Genomic DNA, 18,062 nt, shown 5'->3' on the forward strand with positions numbered 1-18,062 from the left:
CGGCGCGGCCAAAGCGTATCGCGTTTGATCGGCTTCATGCGATGCGCTTTAGCGTCTTAGTTTATGCATGTCGTTCGCCCAAAACCGAGATCACTTTTGGGCGACATGCCTCAGACGAACAGGTTCCGCTCCCGCTCCACCATCTTGGTGATGAAGCTGGCGACGATCTGGACGCGGCGCAGCGGCCTGACCGATTCGTGATAGACCAGCCAGTAGGCGCGGCGGATGGGTGCCACGACATCGACCGGCACGAGTTCCGGCATCGAGCGGGCGACGAAGGTGTGCAGGATGCCGATGCCGGCGCCTGAGCGCACTGCTTCGGCCTGGCCGAGCGCCGAGGAGATGGCGAAACTGGTGCGCCAGTCCGCGCTGAATTCGGCCGCGTAGTCGAGCGAAGGGCTGACAATGAGATCCGGCACATAGCCGATAAGGGTGTGCTGGCCGAGTTCGGCCGCTGTTTTGGGCAGACCATTGGCATCGACATAAGCGCGCGAGGCAAACAGGCCGAGCGAATAGTCGACCAGCTTTCCCGCCACCAGCCGGCCTTCGGTCGGCCGCTCGACAGTGATGGCGATGTCCGCCTCGCGGCGCGACAGGGAGAAGGAGCGCGGCACCGGCACCAGCTGGATCGTCAGCTCGCGGTGCAGGGCGGTCAGCGCGCCAAGGCGCTTGGCCAGGAAGGCAACGCCAAAACCGTCCGGGGCGCCGATGCGCACCGTGCCGGAAACATCGTCGCCTTCGCCTGATATGGTCGAGCGCGCGGCGATCATGTCGCCCTCCATGCGCTCGGCAATGTCGAGGAAGCGCTCGCCGGCGGGAGTCAGCTCGCTGCCGGTGGTCAGCCGGCGAAACAGCTTTGTCCGCAGCGCATCCTCGAGTGCGGCGATGCGGCGTGAGACGGTGGCGTGGTTGAGCTCCAGCCGTTTGGCGGCGCCAAGGATCTGGCCGGCACGCGCCACGGCAAGGAAGATGCGGACGTCATCCCAGTTCATGGGGATGGTCCAGATGACAATCGCTGACGCCGCGTCCTGTGGTGGGAACTCAATCTCTCAATCCCTGCTGCTATCAGACGGGGTCTCCGCATTTGCGAGAATTGATGCTCGTCCGTCAACCGCTATCTACTTTCCGCACAACGGTTGCGTTCTCCGTCGCGTTGCCATCCGCCGGCCAAAGGCGGACAATGCAGCATCACAAACAAGGGAGAGAAATCATGATCGACTATGGTCATTTCATCGGCGGCAAGCATGTCGCCGGGACCAGCGGCCGCAAGCAGGATGTCATGCAGCCGATGGATGGCTCCGTGCGCGGCACGGTGGCGCTGGCATCACAGGCGGAACTGCGCGCTGCGGTGGAGAACGCCAAGGCTGCGCAGCCGAAATGGGCCGCAACCAACCCGCAGCGTCGCGTGCGCGTGCTGATGAAGTTTCTCGAACTGGTCGCCCGCGACTATGACGAACTGGCCGACATCCTGGCGCGCGAGCACGGCAAGACGATCGCCGACGCCAAGGGCGACATCCAGCGCGGCCTCGAAGTGGTCGAAGTCTGCATCGGCGCGCCGCACATGATGAAGGGTGAGTTCACCGACGGCGCCGGCCCCGGCATCGACGTCTATTCGATGCGCCAGCCGCTCGGCGTCGTCGCCGGCATCACGCCGTTCAACTTCCCGGCCATGATCCCGCTGTGGAAGATCGCGCCGGCGATTGCTTGCGGCAACGCCTTCATCCTGAAGCCTTCGGAGCGCGATCCGGGCGTGCCGATGCGCATCGCCGAACTGTTCCTCGAAGCTGGCCTGCCGGCGGGCATCCTCAATGTCGTCAACGGCGACAAGGACGTGGTCGACGCCATCCTCGACGATCCCGACATCAAGGCCATCGGCTTTGTCGGCTCGACGCCGATCGCCCACTACATCTATTCGCGCGGCACGGCCGCCGGCAAGCGCGTGCAGTGCTTCGGCGGCGCCAAGAACCACATGATCATCATGCCCGATGCCGACATGGACCAGACGGTCGACGCGCTGATCGGCGCCGGCTACGGCTCGGCCGGCGAACGCTGCATGGCGATCTCGGTTGCCGTCCCGGTCGGCAACGACACCGCCAACCGGCTGATGGAAAAGCTGATCCCGCGCGTCGAAAGCCTGAAGGTCGGTCCTTCGACCGACTCGTCCGCCGATTTCGGCCCGCTGGTGACGCGCCAAGCCCTGGAGCGGGTCAAGGGCTATGTCGACACCGGCGTCAAGGAAGGCGCCAAGCTGGTGGTCGACGGCCGCGGCTTCTCCATGCAGGGCTATGAAGACGGCTACTATATGGGCGGCTGCCTGTTCGACAACGTCACCGCGGACATGCGCATCTACAAGGAAGAGATCTTTGGGCCGGTGCTGTCGGTTGTGCGCGCGCCGACCTATGAGAGCGCGATCAAGCTCGCCAACGACCACGAGATGGGCAATGGCGTCGCCATCTTCACTCGTGACGGCGATGCCGCGCGCGATTTCGCAAGCCGTGTCCAGGTCGGCATGGTCGGCATCAATGTGCCGATCCCGGTGCCGATCGCCTACTACACCTTCGGCGGTTGGAAGGCGTCTTCCTTCGGCGACCTCAACCAGCACGGCCCGGACGCGTTCCGTTTCTACACCAAGACCAAGACGGTGACCTCCCGCTGGCCGTCCGGGATCAAGGACGGTGCCGAATTCGTCATCCCGACGATGAACTGACCGGACAACAGATTGATTTTGAATTTGAGGCCCGGGCGCTCGCGCCCGGGCTTTTTTGCAGTCCGGTGACGACCCTATCTGCGTGAACGCTAATGTGATGGAACCAAGTGGGCATCTGCCGTCTTGGTTTGCAGTCCTGCCGCAAGGAGGTACGGCAGATCAAGCAACGGCGCTGGCGACAGCTTCGGGGACATCGTCTGGCGCAAGGAGGTGTCAGATGACCCGTCTTGTGGCAACGCTATTTTTCGCGGCGGTTTCCGCGTTTGCCGCCGTCCCGGCGATGGCGGAGCAATGCGCAGCCCGTGCGGATATGATCAAAGCGCTCGGGGAAAAATTCCACGAAAGCGAGGCTGCGCACGGCCTGGTCAACCCGAGCGTCATTCTTGAGATATTCGTCTCCGACCAGGGCACCTGGACGATCCTTGCCACCGACACCCATGGTCAGAGCTGCGTCATCACGGCGGGCGAAGGCTGGGACGGTTCGTTGATGGCGGCGGCTGCCTTGCCAGGGACCTGATCCGAGTTTCGAGGAAGCACCGGCGGCGAAAGCGCATCGGATTAAAAGACGTTCAGCGCGTCGCCGCCGTTTCGGCGTGGCCGCGCAGCAGCGCCATCAGGCGTTTGGCATCCTTGGCCGCGGCCTCCTCGTCGCCGGCAAGGATCGAGCGGATCAGCGCGACATGGTGCTCGGCGGATTCGGCAAGACCGGTCTCGGCCTTGTAGCGGAACCAGAAGCGGCGGCTGTGGGTCTGCAACGGGGCGGCCAAACGGACGGCGAAGGGATTGTCGGCAGCCAGCGCCAACGCTTCGTCAAGTGCCTTGTCGGCCTGAATGAAGGCAAGCACGTTGCCAGAGATCACCGCTTTCTGCATGGCAAGCGCTGCTTCGTGAAACAGGTCGGCGGCCTCGCGGGTGACGAAGCGGGCGGCCGAGCGGGCCAGCACCACCTCGACGCCGCGACGCGCGTCGAGCACGCGCAGCCAGTCGCCGGGATGCAGCGGGGCGATGGCGATGCCGGCGCGCGGCCTGATGTCGAGCAGCCCTTCCCAGGCCAGCCGCTGGATCGCCTCGCGCACCGGTGTCCTGCCGAGCCCGAGCCTGTCGATCAGGGCGCCCTCGGTGACGAAGCTTGCCGGGGCCAGTTCGAGCGTGACGATCATGTGCTCGAGCACATGGTAGGCCCTAGTCGCGGCCGGCTCCGCCGAGGTGCTTGCTGCCGTGGATATCAAATGCGCTCTCCTGATATATCTTGAATATATCATAACGGATTCCGCATTGACAGCGGGTTTGTTAATAGATATACCAGTGATATATCAGATGGAGAGACGATCATGTGGACCGGAGTTTTTCCTGCCGTCACGACCAAATTCACCGCGGATGATCGCCTCGATCATGCCGAGATGGAGCGCTGCTTCAACCTGCAGATGGAAGCTGGCTGCGACGGCATCATCGTTTGCGGATCGCTCGGCGAGGGGCCGATGCTGTCGCCCGATGAGAAGATCGAGGTGCTGAAGACCGCACAAAAGGTCGCCGGCAAGAAGCCGGTGCTGCTGACGGTCAACGAGGCCGGCACACGCGAGGCCGCCAGCATCGCCAAGCGCGCGAGCCGGGAAGGCGCCAACGGCCTGATGGTCGTGCCGAGCCCGATCTACCACACCAATGCGGAAGAGACGGTCGCGGCGCTGCGCGCGGTCGCGCAGGCTGGCGACCTGCCGGTCATGATCTACTCCAACCGGCTTGCCTACCGCGTCGACGTCAGCGTCGACCAGATGGAGGAGCTGGCGTCGGACGAGCGCTTTGTCGCGATCAAGGAATCCTCCGACGACATCCGTCGTTCGACCGAGATCATCAATCGCCTGGGCACTCGCTACGACCTGTTCACCGGCGTCGACAATCTGGCCTTCGAGGCGCTGTCGGTCGGCGCCATCGGTTGGGTGGCCGGACTGGTCACCGCGTTCCCGCGCGAGACGGTCGCCATCTACCAGCTGATGAAGCAGGGTCGCCGCGAAGAGGCGCTCGGCATCTACCGCTGGTTCCGGCCGCTGCTCGATCTCGACGTCTCGACCTATCTGGTCCAAAACATCAAGCTTGCCGAAGTGTTCGCGATCAACACAAATGACCGCGTTCGTATGCCGCGACAGCCGCTGTCTGGCGATCGCCGCAAGTCCGTCGAGAAGATCGTCAAGGATGCGCTCGCGGTGCGACCGACACTGCCGCAGTTCTGAGGCTTCTTCTTCTTGTTCGCAGGGAGAAGATGGTGGCAGCCAGATAAGGGGCAGCGCCCACGTGCAAGGAAATTCCAGGTCGACAGAAGCGGGGCGCAGCCCCTCATCCGCCCTTCGGGCGCCTTCGCCCCGTGAACGGGGAGAAGGGTTGGACATAGCCATCGTCGGTGGCGGCATCATCGGTATCTGTGCCGCTGCTTCTCTCGCTGAGGCGGGACGCAGGGTCACCGTCTTCGATCGCACAGGCATTTGCGAGGAGACGAGCTCGGGCAATGCCGCCGCCTTCGCCTTCTCCGACGTGCTGCCGCTGGCGCACAAGGGCATGATGCGGCAGCTGCCGAAATGGCTGGCCGATCCGCTCGGCCCGCTCAGCATCCCGCCCGCCTACCTGCCGACGCTTCTGCCCTGGCTGATCCGCTTCTGGCGCGCCGGTGCGCCGGGGAAATACGAGGCGAGCCTTGCCGCTCAAGCAGGCATGATGAAGCTTGCCGAGGCGGAGTGGATGGGCTTGCTCGATCGCTCCGGCACGCGGTCGATGCTGCGCGAGGATGGCTCGCTCGAGCTTTACGAAAGCGAAGCCGAATTTCAGGCCGGGCTGCCCGGCTGGGCGGCGCGTAAGCGTTTCGGCATCGGTTTCCGCCACGTCGAGGGCGAGGAACTGGCCGCCTTGCAGCCGGGCCTGTCGCCGCGCTTCATCAAAGGCACGTTCGTGCCGGGATGGAAGACGGTCGCCGACCCGAAACTGCTGGGCAAAGCGGTGTGGACCTATGCGCAGGCCAAGGGCGCTCGCTTTGAGCTGGTCCGGATCAGCCAAGTCGCGGCGGATCAGGATGGAGCGACGCTGACGTTGGCAGACGGCACGACCAGACAGGCCCGGCACCTCGTCGTCGCCGCCGGCGCCTGGTCGCACCTGCTGGCTAAGCAACTCGGCGATCGCATTCCGCTGGAGACCGAGCGCGGCTACAACACCACCTTGCCCACGAGTGCCTTCGACGTGAAGCGGATGCTGATCTTCTCCGGCCATGGTTTCGTCGTCACGCCGCTCGAAACGGGCCTGCGCGTCGGCGGCGCCGTCGAACTCGGCGGCATCGAGCGGCCGCCCAATTATGCCAGGTCGAAGGCGCTGCTGCAGAAGGCACAGAAATTCCTGCCGGGGCTCGATCCCTCGGGTGGGCGCGAATGGATGGGGTTCCGCCCCTCGCTGCCGGATTCAGTGCCCGTCATCGGCGGCGCGCCGGGAAAGCGGTCGGTGGTCTATGCCTTCGGCCATGGCCATCTCGGCCTGACCCAGGCGGCGGCCACCGGACGGTTGATCAGGGATCTTGTCCTGGGGCAGACTCCGCCGATCGATCTGGCCCCCTTCAGTCCGCAACGATTTTGATTTTTTCGGGTTTTTGATTTTCGAGGAGCGTCATGGCCAAGAAATCCTTCTTCTGCATAGACGGCCACACCTGCGGCAATCCTGTGCGGCTGGTCGCCGGCGGCGGCCCGCTGTTGCATGGCGCGACGATGATGGAGCGGCGTGCGCATTTTCTGGCCGAATATGACTGGATCCGCACCGGGTTGATGTTCGAGCCGCGCGGCCACGACGTGATGTCCGGTTCGATTCTCTATCCGCCGACGCGCGAGGATTGCGACATCGCCATCCTGTTCATCGAAACCTCCGGCTGCCTGCCGATGTGCGGCCATGGCACGATCGGTACGGTGACGATGGCCATCGAGCACGGACTGATCAAACCAAAGACGCCGGGCGTGCTCAGGCTCGACACGCCGGCCGGGCTGGTCGTCGCCGAATACAAGCAGGTCGGCGACTATGTCGAGGAGGTTCGCATCACCAATGTGCCATCCTTCCTCCATGCCGAGGGGCTGACGGTCGAATGCCCCGGGCTCGGTGAAATCACCGTCGACGTCGCCTATGGCGGCAACTTCTACGCCATCGTCGAACCGCAGGAGAACTATCGCGACATGGCCGATCATTCGGCGGGCGACTTCATCGCCTGGAGCCCGGTGGTGCGGCAGCGGCTCAACGAGAAATATTCCTTCGTGCATCCGGAAAATCCAGGCATCAACCGGCTGTCGCACATGCTGTGGACCGGTGCGCCGACGGTGGATGGGGCGGATGCCCGCAATGCCGTGTTCTACGGCGACAAGGCGATCGACCGCTCGCCCTGCGGCACCGGCACCTCGGCGCGCATGGCGCAGCTTCATGCCAAGGGCAAACTCAAGGCCGGAGACAGCTTCGTGCATGAATCGATCATCGGTTCGCTGTTCAAGGGCAAGGTCGAAAAGGATGTCAGCGTGGCCGGCAAGCCGGCCATCATTCCCTCGATCGGCGGCTGGGCGCGCATGACCGGACTGAACACCATCTTCATCGACGACCGCGACCCGTTCGCGCACGGGTTTGTTGTCAAGTGATGGGAATCCTGCCCTTGCGGAAAGCAACGACCTGAAAAATGGATCGTGCCAAAAACGCAAGGATTCCTTTCATCACCTAATTTTGACGGCGATTTCTTCGAAACGGAGCGCATGATGCGGTCGAATCGTCAAAGACATTGCGTTATGCCAATGGTAGGGTCCGCGATAGTCCAGGGGTCGGATGATGGAAAACGGGCAATCGGACGGCGTGCTTCGAAAACACGCATGACGATTGAAAAATGACGTTGCAATCCGGGCTCGAAACTTTACGACTAGGGGAAATACGAAAAGGAATGCGTCTGCATGGGCGACATTCCAGGGGAGCCATGTACACATGCAGTACTTTGTCCAGCAGCTTATCAACGGGCTGACGCTGGGATCGATCTATGGGCTGATCGCGATCGGCTACACGATGGTCTACGGCATCATCGGTATGATCAATTTCGCCCATGGCGACATCTTCATGGTGGGTGCCTTCACGGCACTGATCGTCTTCCTCGCCCTTGGCGCGCTGTTCTATTCCGTGCCGGTTGTGCTGGCGCTGCTGATCATGATGATCGTGGCGATGCTGCTCACCAGCCTCTACAACTGGACGATCGAAAAGGTGGCCTACCGGCCGCTGCGCGGTTCGTTCCGACTGGCCCCGCTGATCACTGCCATCGGCATGTCGATCGCGCTGTCGAACTTCGTCCAGGTGACGCAGGGTCCCCGCAACAAGCCGATCCCGCCGATGGTCAGCCAGGTTTACAACATCAACGGCATCAGCGTGTCGCTGAAGCAGATCATCATCGTCGTCGTCACGGCGCTGCTGCTGGCGCTGTTCTGGTATCTGGTCAACAAGACCTCGCTTGGACGAGCGCAACGGGCCTGTGAGCAGGACCGCAAGATGGCGGCGCTGCTCGGCATCGATGTCGACCGTACCATCTCGATCACCTTCATCATGGGTGCGGCCCTTGCCGCGGTCGCCGGCACTTTGTTCCTGATGTATTACGGCGTCATTGCCTTCTCGGATGGTTTCACGCCGGGCGTGAAAGCCTTCACGGCGGCGGTGCTGGGCGGCATCGGTTCGCTGCCGGGCGCGGTGGTCGGCGGGTTGATGATCGGCTTCATCGAGAGCATGTGGTCGGCCTATTTCTCGATCGACTACAAGGATGTCGCGGCGTTCTCGATCCTGGCCATCGTGCTGATCTTCCTGCCTTCCGGCATATTGGGCCGGCCAGAAGTCGAAAAGGTCTGAGACTATGGCCGTCACCGTATCTCCGGAGCGCGACACCGTCGCCACCCCCATGCAGCGCGCATTGCGCGAGGCGCTCTATGCCGCTGCCATATCGTTTGGCCTGTTCGTGCTGTTCATCGGCCTGAAGACCGGCCAGAACATTTCCAATGAACTGGTCCTGACGACACGCTGGGGCCTGCTTGCCGCCGTGGTTATCGCCACGGCTGTCGGGCGCTTCCTCTATGTCGCCTATGGACAGCCCTTCCTGGCCAACCAGAAGATCACCGACGTCGCCACCGGCCTGCTGCCGGCCAGCGTGGCGTCACGCTTCTTCCAGTTGCCGGCCTTCATCGTGGCCTTGGTCGCGGCGGTGGTGTTGTTTGCGGTCAACAGCTCTCTCGTCGGATGGGTGGGAGCGGAGCCGGCGGGCTATCTGCAGTTCCTGCGCGCCTTGTCGGTCATCTATGTGCTGGCCTGCGTGATCTATTATTTCCGCGGCTTCATTCATGCCAACTTCACCAAACTCGGCATTGCCGCGCTGATCCTCTATCCGATCCTGGTGGTGGCGATCCTGTCGCTGATGTCCTGGTCGTTCGTCGGCGGACTGCAAGGCTCGCTGAAATGGGTCGACAATTTCGGCATCCAGATCCTGATCTATGTGATGCTGGCCTGGGGCCTGAACATTGTCGTTGGCCTCGCCGGCCTGCTCGACCTCGGTTATGTCGCCTTCTACGCGGTCGGCGCCTATGCCTATGCGCTGCTCGGCACGCAGTACGGCCTGTCGTTCTGGATCCTTTTGCCGGCCGCCGGCGCCATGGCCGCCTTCTGGGGCGTGCTGCTCGGTTTCCCGGTGCTGCGCCTGCGCGGCGATTACCTGGCGATCGTCACCTTGGCTTTCGGTGAGATCATCCGCCTGGTGCTGATCAACTGGCGGGAGGTCACCAACGGTTCAGCCGGTATTTCCGGCATCCCGAAAGTCACCTTCTTCGGCCTGATGACCTTCAACGTGTCGGACCCCAATTACGTCGCCAAGGTGCTGCATCTGGCGACATCGAGCGCCTACTACAAGATCTTCCTCTATTACCTGATCCTGGCGCTGGCGCTGCTGACAGCCTTCGTCACCATCCGGCTGCGGCGCATGCCGGTCGGCCGTGCCTGGGAAGCGTTGCGCGAGGACGAGATCGCCTGCCGCTCGCTCGGCATCAACACCACCACCACGAAGCTTACGGCCTTTGCCACGGGTGCGATGTTCGGCGGCTTCGCCGGCGCATTCTTCGCCGCACGGCAGGGCTTCGTCAGCCCGGAATCCTTCGTCTTCCTGGAATCGGCCATCATCCTGGCCATCGTGGTTCTCGGTGGCATGGGCTCGCTGGTCGGCATAGCGGTCGCCGCAATGGTGATGATCGGCGGCACCGAGGCGTTGCGCGAACTCGACTTCCTCAAGCAGGTCTTCGGACCGGACTTCACACCGGAACTCTACCGCATGCTGCTGTTCGGCATGGCCATGGTCATCGTCATGCTGTGGAAGCCGCGCGGCTTCGTCGGCAGTCGTGAACCAACCGCCTTCCTGAAGGAGCGAAAGGCCGTCTCAAGCTCCTTCACCAAGGAAGGACACGGCTGATGAATGCGAACCCTGTTCAGAAAGCCGCTTCGGGCATGAACGACGCTATCCTTCAGGTCGATCATCTGTCGATGAAGTTCGGTGGCCTGGTGGCCATCGGGGATCTGTCTTTCGCCGCCAAGCGCGGCGAGATCACCGCGCTGATCGGCCCCAACGGCGCCGGCAAGACCACGGTGTTCAATTGCATCACCGGCTTCTACAAGCCCTCGGAAGGCATGATCACGCTCAACCGGAACGATGGTTCGACCTTCCTGCTCGAGCGGCTGCCCAACCATGAAATCCCGGCGCGCGCCAAGGTGGCGCGCACCTTCCAGAACATCCGCCTGTTCTCCGGCATGACCCTGCTGGAGAACCTGCTAGTCGCCCAGCACAACAAACTGATGAAGGCATCGGGCTACACGGTGCTTGGCCTGTTCGGCTTCAGCGGCTATCGCAAGGCCTCGGCCGAATCGGTGGAGCTCGCCAAGCATTGGCTGGAAAAGGCCGATCTTGTCGACCGTGCCGACGACCCGGCCGGCGACCTGCCCTATGGCGCGCAGCGCCGTCTCGAGATCGCTCGCGCCATGTGCACGGGACCCGAGCTTCTGTGCCTCGACGAGCCGGCGGCCGGCCTCAATCCGAAGGAATCGGCGGCGCTCAACGAGCTGCTGATCGACATCAAGAACACATCCGGCGCCTCGATCCTGTTGATCGAGCACGACATGTCGGTGGTCATGCAGATCTCCGACCATGTCGTGGTGCTGGAGTATGGCCGCAAGATCTCCGACGGCAGTCCGCAGTCGGTGCGCACCGATCCGCGCGTCATCGCCGCCTATCTCGGCGTCGACGACGAGGAAGTCGAAGCGGTCCTTACCGAAGTCGGCGACGAAGATGTCATCGAACAGCTCGATACGGGGCCGGATGCCGCGCACGGTCCGGGAACATCGTCGTCCTATCTCGCCGGGCCGGTGACCGACACGGTCGGCCATAGTTCGGGCGAGCGGGTTACGGTGGCCAAGGGAGCGTCAAAGGCCGGTCAGGTCGACGCCAGGTCGCTCGCCGCGGCAAACAAGGCAGCCTCGCAGGCAGCCGTGCCGCCGGCGAAGGCAAAGCCTGCTCCGAAAGCGACGTCGAAGGCGGCAACCGGCACGGCGGCGAAGTCGACCGCATCCGCCAAGCCTGCGGCGAAGACTGGAGAGATCTCCAACCGGCTGGCTGCGCCTCGCGGCGGCAAGGCCGACAATTTGACCCGCATAAAGGGCATCGGTACGGTCAACGAGAAGAAGCTCAACGATCACGGCATCTTCCACTTCGACCAGATCGGCGCCTGGAAAAAGGCCGACGTCGAGGCCGCCGAAGCCTATCTTGCTTTTGACGGACGTATCGCGCGCGAGGAATGGGTCAAACAGGCCAGGCTGCTCGGCCAGGGCAGGGACACGGAATTTTCGCGCCGCGTGGATGCGGGCAAGGTGGCGACGAGCCATGCTTCCGCAAAGACTGCAAAGGCAGCCTCCGGAAAGACCGCGAGCAAGACCGCTGCCAAGCCCGTGGCGGGCAAGCGTGGAGGGGGCAAGTGATGGCCGCGACAACGCTGCTCGATATCAAGGGCGTGCAGACCTATTACGGCAACATCCGGGCGCTGAACGGCGTCGATGTCACCGTCAAGCAGGGTGAGATCGTGGCGCTGATCGGTGCCAATGGCGCCGGCAAGTCGACGCTGATGATGACTATTTTCGGTGCGCCGCGGGCTCGCGCCGGGACTATCACCTTTGCCGGCACCGACATAACCCAGATGCCGACGCACGAGATCGCGCGCATGCGCATTGCCCAATCGCCCGAGGGCCGGCGGATCTTTCCGCGCATGACGGTGATGGAAAACCTGCAGATGGGCGCCAGCCTCGACAACCTCAAGCACTATGACGAGGACGTCGAGAAGGTGTTCACGCTGTTCCCGCGTTTGAAGGAGCGCATCACCCAGCGCGGTGGCACGCTGTCGGGCGGTGAGCAGCAGATGCTGTCGATCGGACGCGCGCTGATGGCACGGCCGAAGCTGCTTTTGCTCGACGAGCCGTCGCTGGGTCTCGCGCCGCTGATCGTCAAGCAGATCTTCGACGCCATCCGCGAACTGAACCGCACCCAGGGGCTGACCGTGTTCCTGGTCGAGCAGAACGCCTTCGGCGCGCTCAAGCTCGCCACGCGCGGCTACGTCATGGTTAACGGCAATGTGACGATGAGCGGCACCGGCAAGGAACTGCTCGCCAATCCGGAAGTGCGCGCCGCCTATCTCGAGGGCGGACACCACTGAGTTCGAAGCGGAATGCGTGCACCGCTATTCCGCTCCAGATTGTTTGTTTGTCGCATGATCTTTGTCCGGAAAGTCCGCAACTTTTCGGGATCATGCTAGGGAGACTTCACCATGCAGGGCATTCTTTACGAGGAACCCTCGATCTGGCAGTTCTTCTTCGTCACCTGTCTGCTCGGCGGCTGGGCGGCGTGGATGACGGGCAAGGCCAGTGCCCAGACGTGGCGCAGCTTCATCCAGCTGTTCGCCTATGTGCTGGGCCTCGGCATCGCGATCCGCTTCATCCATCACGCGCTGTTCGGCGGCACCATGTTCTCGCTGCATTATTATGTCGTCGACACCGTCGTGCTGATGATCCTCGGCTTCGTCGGCTATCAATACACGCGCACCAACCAGATGGTGACACAGTATAATTGGCTCTACGAAAGAGCTTCACTCTTGAGCTGGAAACCGAAAGGTTGACGTTCATCATTAACGCCGTCTCGAAATTGAATCGGCGTGACAAGTGCCTGAAAATCGGCAAACTATGCTTTCTGCGATAAGGGTGGGCATCGCATGAAAGCTTCATCCACGCCCACTCCGTTAATGGGAGCGTTTAAATGAAAAAGTCACTTTTGTCCGCCGTCGCCCTGACCGCGCTTGTCGCGTTCGGCGGCAGCGCGTGGGCTGACGTAATGATGGGCGTCGCGGGCCCGATCACCGGTCCGAACGCCGCCTTCGGCGCGCAGCTGCAGAAGGGGGCGGAAGCTGCTGTCGCCGACATCAATGCCAAGGGCGGCATCAACGGCGAGCAGATCAAGCTCGAAGTCGGCGACGACGTCTCCGATCCGAAGCAGGGTATCTCGGTCGCCAACAAGTTCGTCGGCGACGGCGTCAAGTTCGTGGTCGGCCACTTCAACTCCGGCGTCTCTATCCCGGCATCTGAAGTCTATGCGGAAAACGGCATCGTCGAAGTGACGCCGGCCGCGACCAACCCGCAATTCACCGAGCGCGGTCTGTGGAACGTGTTCCGCACCTGCGGACGCGACGACCAGCAGGGCAGCATTGCCGGCGCGTATCTCGCCGCCAACTTCAAGGACGCCAAGATCGCTGTCGTTCACGACAAGACCACCTACGGTCAGGGCCTTGCCGACGAAACCAAGAAGGCGATGAACGCCAAGGGCGTGACGGAAGTCATGTATGAAGGCATCAATGTCGGCGACAAGGACTTCTCGGCGCTGATCGCTAAGATGAAGGAAGCCGGCGTTTCCATCATCTATTGGGGCGGCCTGCACACCGAAGCCGGCCTGATCATCCGTCAGGCGGCCGACCAGGGCCTCAAGGCGACGCTGGTTTCCGGCGATGGCATCGTGTCGAACGAACTGGCTTCGATCGCTGGCGACGCAGTTGCGGGCACGCTCAACACGTTCGGCCCGGATCCGCGCCTGATCCCCGCCAACAAGGAACTCGTCGAGAAGTTCCGCGCGCAGGGTTTCGAGCCGGAAGCCTACACGCTCTACTCCTACGCCGCCGTGCAGGCGATCGCGGAAGCAGCGACCGCTGCCAAGTCGAACGACCCGCAGGCAGTTGCCAAGGCGCTGCATGAAAACGGCCCCTTCAAGACCGTTCTCGGCGACCTGTCCTATGACGCCAAGGGCGACCCGACGCTGCCCGGCTACGTCATGTACGAATGGAAGAAGGGCGACGACGGCAAGTACACCTACGTCCAGAAGATGTAAGCTCGTCAGTCTCCAGACCATTTACGGATGCCCGGCGCCTCGCGCCGGGCATTTTCTTTTGCCATCGTCATGTTCAGGGGCGGCCGGTGGAGCCGATGCTTAGCCGGGCAATGATCGTGCATTAACCGGAAAGCCGGCTCTTTTTTGGCTGTTCGGAGGAATGGGGAGGGTCCTTGGCGCAACGATTCCATTTCAATCGGTTTAAATGCGCGTCAATTTCGTTTGCACTGCAGCATTTTCACGCTAATCATTGCGCCGATTTCTCTTCCTTCCGTCGCTGGAGCCCAGTCCTTGGCCATCACGAAGATCCTCGTCGCCAACCGGTCCGAAATCGCCATTCGCGTCTTCCGCGCGGCCAACGAACTCGGGCTCAAAACCGTGGCGATCTGGGCGGAGGAAGACAAATACTCCCTGCATCGCTTCAAGGCCGACGAGAGCTACCAGGTCGGACGCGGGCCGCATCTGACCAGGGACATGGGGCCGATCGAAAGCTATCTGTCGATCGAGGAGGTGATCCGCGTCGCCAGGCTGTCGGGTGCCGATGCTATCCATCCCGGCTACGGATTGTTGTCGGAAAGCCCCGAATTCGCCGACGCCTGTGCCGAAGCCGGCATTACCTTCATCGGGCCGAGGCCGGACACAATGCGGCGGCTCGGCAACAAGGTCGCGGCGCGCAATCTCGCCATCGAGGTCGGCGTGCCGGTGATCCCCGCCACCGATCCGTTGCCGGATGACATGGAGACGGTCAAGACACTGGCCAAGGAAATCGGCTATCCGGTGATGCTGAAGGCATCATGGGGCGGCGGCGGCCGCGGCATGCGGGCCATCCGCGCCGAAGCCGACCTTGCCCGCGAAGTCACCGAAGGCAAGCGCGAGGCGAAAGCCGCCTTCGGCAAGGACGAGGTCTATCTCGAAAAGCTGATCGAACGCGCCCGTCATGTCGAGGTGCAGGTGCTGGGCGATACCCATGGCAATGCCGTGCACCTGTTCGAGCGCGACTGTTCGATCCAGCGCCGCAACCAGAAGGTCGTCGAGCGGGCGCCGGCGCCCTATCTCGAAATGTCGCAGCGCGAGGAGCTTTGCGGCCATGCGCTCAAGATCGCCCGCGAGACCAGCTATATCGGCGCCGGCACGGTCGAGTTCCTGCAGGATGCCGACACCGGCAAATTCTATTTCATCGAGGTCAACCCGCGCATCCAGGTCGAGCACACCGTCACCGAGCAGGTGACCGGCATCGATATCGTCAAGGCGCAGATCCATATCCTCGACGGCTTTGCCATCGGCACACCGGAATCAGGCGTGCCGGCGCAGAAGGACATAAGGCTGAACGGCCACGCGCTGCAGTGCCGTATCACCACGGAAGATCCCGAGCACAATTTCATTCCCGATTACGGCCGCATCACCGCCTATCGCGGCGCAACAGGCTTCGGTATCCGCCTCGACGGCGGCACCGCCTATTCGGGCGCGGTCATCACCCGCTTCTACGATCCGCTGCTGGAGAAGGTGACGGCGTGGGCGCCGACGCCGGCCGAGACGATCGCCCGCATGAATCGGGCGCTGCGCGAGTTCCGCATCCGCGGCGTCGCCACCAATTTGACCTTCCTCGAAGCGATCATCAACCATCCGAGCTTCGCCGACAATTCCTACACGACCAAGTTCATCGACACGACGCCGGAACTGTTCCAGCAGGTCAAGCGCCAGGACCGCGCCACCAAGCTCATCAACTATCTCGCCGACGTCAGCGTCAACGGCCATCCTGAGACGCGCGGCCGGCCGCAGCCGAAGGCCGACGCCGCGGCACCCGTGGTGCCTTACCTCAACGGCAATGTGCCCGGCGGCAGCAAGCAGAAGCTGGATGTGCTGGGCCCGCAGAAGTTCGCCGCCTGGATGCGCGATCAGAAGGAGGTTCTGGTCACCGACACGACGATGCGTGATGGCCATCAATCGCTGCTGGCGACGCGCATGCGCACGCATGACATTGCCGGCATCGCCGGTACCTATGCGCGTGCCTTGCCGCAGCTTCTATCGCTGGAATGCTGGGGTGGCGCCACCTTCGACGTCGCGATGCGCTTCCTCACCGAGGATCCGTGGGAGCGGCTGTCGCTGGTGCGCGAGGCGGCGCCCAATCTGCTGTTGCAGATGCTGCTGCGCGGTGCCAATGGCGTCGGCTACACCAACTATCCCGACAATGTCGTGCAGCATTTCGTCAAGCAGGCAGCAAGCGGTGGCATCGACCTGTTCCGGGTCTTCGATTGCCTGAACTGGGTCGACAACATGCGCGTCGCCATGGATGCGGTCGGCGCCGAGGGCAAGCTGATCGAAGCGGCGATCTGCTACACCGGCGATATCCTCGATCCGGCGCGGGCGAAATACGACCTCAAATACTATGTCGGCCTAGCCAGGGAATTGCAGGCGGCCGGCGCCCACATCATCGCCGTCAAGGACATGGCCGGCCTGCTGAAGCCTTCCGCAGCACGCGTGCTGTTCAAGGCGCTGCGCGAGGCGACCGACCTGCCGATCCATTTCCACACCCACGACACGTCGGGCCTGTCGGCGGCGACGGTGCTGGCGGCGGTGGAAAGCGGCGTCGACGCCATAGACGCGGCGATGGATGCCTTCTCCGGCAACACCTCGCAGCCATGCCTTGGCTCACTCGTCGAGGCGCTGAAGGGCACCGAACGCGACCCCGGTCTCGACCCGCAATGGATCAGGAAGATCTCGTTCTACTGGGAAGCGGTGCGCAACCAGTACGCCGCATTCGAAAGCGACCTCAAGGGGCCGGCCTCGGAAGTCTATCTGCACGAGATGCCGGGCGGGCAGTTCACCAATCTGAAGGAACAGGCTCGCTCGCTCGGATTGGAGACGCGCTGGCACGAGGTGGCGCAGACCTATCACGACGTCAATCTGATGTTCGGCGACATCGTCAAGGTGACGCCGTCGTCCAAGGTTGTCGGCGACATGGCATTGATGATGGTCAGCCAGGACCTGACCGTTGCCGATGTCGAAAACCCCGACAGGGATATCGCCTTCCCGGACTCGGTCGTCTCGATGCTGCGCGGCGATCTCGGCCAGTCGCCAGGCGGGTGGCCGGCGGCGCTGCAGAGGAAGGCGCTCAAGGGCGACAAGCCGATCACGGTGCGGCCTGGCTCGCTGCTCAAGCCAGCCGACCTCAAGGTCAACCGCAAGGAAATCGAGGAGAAGCTCGAGCGCAAGCTGTCGGAGTTCGAATTCGCCTCGTGGCTGATGTATCCGAAGGTGTTTACGGATTTCGCCGGCGCACAGGAAACCTATGGGCCGGTCAGCGTGCTGCCGACGCCGACCTATTTCTACGGCATGAAGCCGGAAGACGAGATTTTCGTCGACATCGAGAAGGGCAAGACGCTGGTGGTGCGGTGCCTTGCCATCGGCGATGTCGACGAGAAGGGCATGGTCACCGTGTTCTTCGAGCTCAACGGCCAGCCGCGCCGTGTCAAGGTGCCCGACCGGGCGCATGGCGCGTCCGCCGCCAAGGCCCGCCGCAAGGCCGAACCCGGCAACGAGGCGCATATCGGCGCACCGATGCCGGGCGTCGTTTCTGCGCTTTCGGTGGCTGCCGGCCAGGCTGTGAAGGCCGGTGACGTGCTGCTTTCCATCGAAGCGATGAAGATGGAGACGGCGCTGCATGCCGAGCGCGACGGCACGGTCGCCGAGGTGCTGGTCAAGGCAGGCGACCAGATCGATGCCAAGGATCTGCTGATCGCTTTCAGCTAATTGATACCTTCCTGGGGATCGCTGTCCGCATCGTGGCGGCAGCGTCAGTTCGATCATCGATAACAGCTTGACCCGCCGCCGCCGGTCGGGCATCGAGCCCGCTCAATTCGCCGCTGCATGCATCCCGAG

At 62.9% G+C, this 18,062-nt stretch carries 14 protein-coding genes; 12 read left to right on the forward strand and 2 right to left on the reverse strand.

The annotated features are described in order from the left end of the window. Positions 1–110 precede the first annotated feature (110 nt). On the reverse strand, positions 111–992 hold the full coding sequence (locus tag AC0L2D_RS21215) for a LysR family transcriptional regulator (protein WP_013529085.1): 882 nt from the start codon (positions 990–992) through the stop codon (positions 111–113). Positions 993–1,210: 218 nt separating this feature from the next. On the opposite strand from AC0L2D_RS21215, the gene AC0L2D_RS21220 reads away from it, so the two are divergent. Together AC0L2D_RS21220 and AC0L2D_RS21225 are read left to right on the forward strand one after the other, a co-directional pair. Beyond that, a complete protein-coding gene (locus AC0L2D_RS21220; protein WP_013529086.1) occupies positions 1,211–2,707 on the forward strand; it encodes a CoA-acylating methylmalonate-semialdehyde dehydrogenase in 1,497 nt (498 codons plus the stop codon). A gap of 217 nt (positions 2,708–2,924) precedes the next feature. Continuing rightward, positions 2,925–3,224, forward strand: a complete 300-nt coding sequence (locus tag AC0L2D_RS21225) for a hypothetical protein (RefSeq protein WP_473542260.1) — start codon at positions 2,925–2,927, stop codon at positions 3,222–3,224. Between the two features lie 52 nt (positions 3,225–3,276). On the opposite strand, the gene AC0L2D_RS21230 is transcribed toward AC0L2D_RS21225, so the two are convergent. After that, entirely contained in the window at positions 3,277–3,969 is a 693-nt protein-coding gene (locus AC0L2D_RS21230; RefSeq protein ID WP_224618773.1) for a GntR family transcriptional regulator, read from the reverse strand. Positions 3,970–4,038: 69 nt separating this feature from the next. Between AC0L2D_RS21230 and AC0L2D_RS21235 the strand changes: the two genes are divergently transcribed. The 10 genes from AC0L2D_RS21235 (at position 4,039) to pyc (ending at position 17,933) form a co-directional block, all read left to right on the forward strand. Next, on the forward strand, positions 4,039–4,932 hold the full coding sequence (locus tag AC0L2D_RS21235) for a dihydrodipicolinate synthase family protein (protein WP_024502892.1): 894 nt from the start codon (positions 4,039–4,041) through the stop codon (positions 4,930–4,932). Positions 4,933–4,993: 61 nt separating this feature from the next. Further along, positions 4,994–6,313 (forward strand): NAD(P)/FAD-dependent oxidoreductase, encoded by a 1,320-nt coding sequence (locus tag AC0L2D_RS21240; protein WP_024502893.1) that lies wholly within the window; start codon positions 4,994–4,996, stop codon positions 6,311–6,313. 32 nt (positions 6,314–6,345) lie between these two features. After that, positions 6,346–7,347: a 4-hydroxyproline epimerase gene (locus AC0L2D_RS21245; protein WP_473542263.1), complete on the forward strand. Its 1,002-nt coding sequence runs from the start codon at positions 6,346–6,348 to the stop codon at positions 7,345–7,347. A 334-nt stretch (positions 7,348–7,681) separates the two neighbouring features. Continuing rightward, a complete protein-coding gene (locus tag AC0L2D_RS21250) occupies positions 7,682–8,584 on the forward strand; it encodes a branched-chain amino acid ABC transporter permease (RefSeq protein WP_013529092.1) in 903 nt (300 codons plus the stop codon). Positions 8,585–8,588: 4 nt separating this feature from the next. Beyond that, positions 8,589–10,184: a high-affinity branched-chain amino acid ABC transporter permease LivM gene (gene livM / locus AC0L2D_RS21255; protein WP_013529093.1), complete on the forward strand. Its 1,596-nt coding sequence runs from the start codon at positions 8,589–8,591 to the stop codon at positions 10,182–10,184. Beyond that, complete coding sequence (locus tag AC0L2D_RS21260) at positions 10,184–11,740, forward strand: ATP-binding cassette domain-containing protein (RefSeq protein WP_013529094.1); 1,557 nt, start codon at positions 10,184–10,186, stop codon at positions 11,738–11,740. Before livM ends, AC0L2D_RS21260 begins: the two co-directional genes overlap by 1 nt. Beyond that, the gene (locus AC0L2D_RS21265; protein ID WP_013529095.1) at positions 11,740–12,468 is read left to right on the forward strand and encodes an ABC transporter ATP-binding protein; all 729 of its coding nucleotides are present in this window, start codon (positions 11,740–11,742) and stop codon (positions 12,466–12,468) included. Before AC0L2D_RS21260 ends, AC0L2D_RS21265 begins: the two co-directional genes overlap by 1 nt. A 111-nt stretch (positions 12,469–12,579) precedes the next feature. Continuing rightward, positions 12,580–12,927, forward strand: a complete 348-nt coding sequence (locus tag AC0L2D_RS21270; RefSeq protein ID WP_473542266.1) for a DUF6867 family protein — start codon at positions 12,580–12,582, stop codon at positions 12,925–12,927. A 137-nt stretch (positions 12,928–13,064) separates the two neighbouring features. Next, positions 13,065–14,183 carry a branched-chain amino acid ABC transporter substrate-binding protein gene (locus tag AC0L2D_RS21275; protein ID WP_013529097.1) on the forward strand — a complete coding sequence of 373 codons (1,119 nt, stop codon included), beginning with the start codon at positions 13,065–13,067 and terminating at the stop codon, positions 14,181–14,183. Between the two features lie 291 nt (positions 14,184–14,474). Beyond that, positions 14,475–17,933: a pyruvate carboxylase gene (pyc, locus tag AC0L2D_RS21280; RefSeq protein WP_473542269.1), complete on the forward strand. Its 3,459-nt coding sequence runs from the start codon at positions 14,475–14,477 to the stop codon at positions 17,931–17,933. Positions 17,934–18,062 lie beyond the last annotated feature (129 nt).

It is taken from the genome of Mesorhizobium sp. WSM4833, from assembly GCF_055811095.1.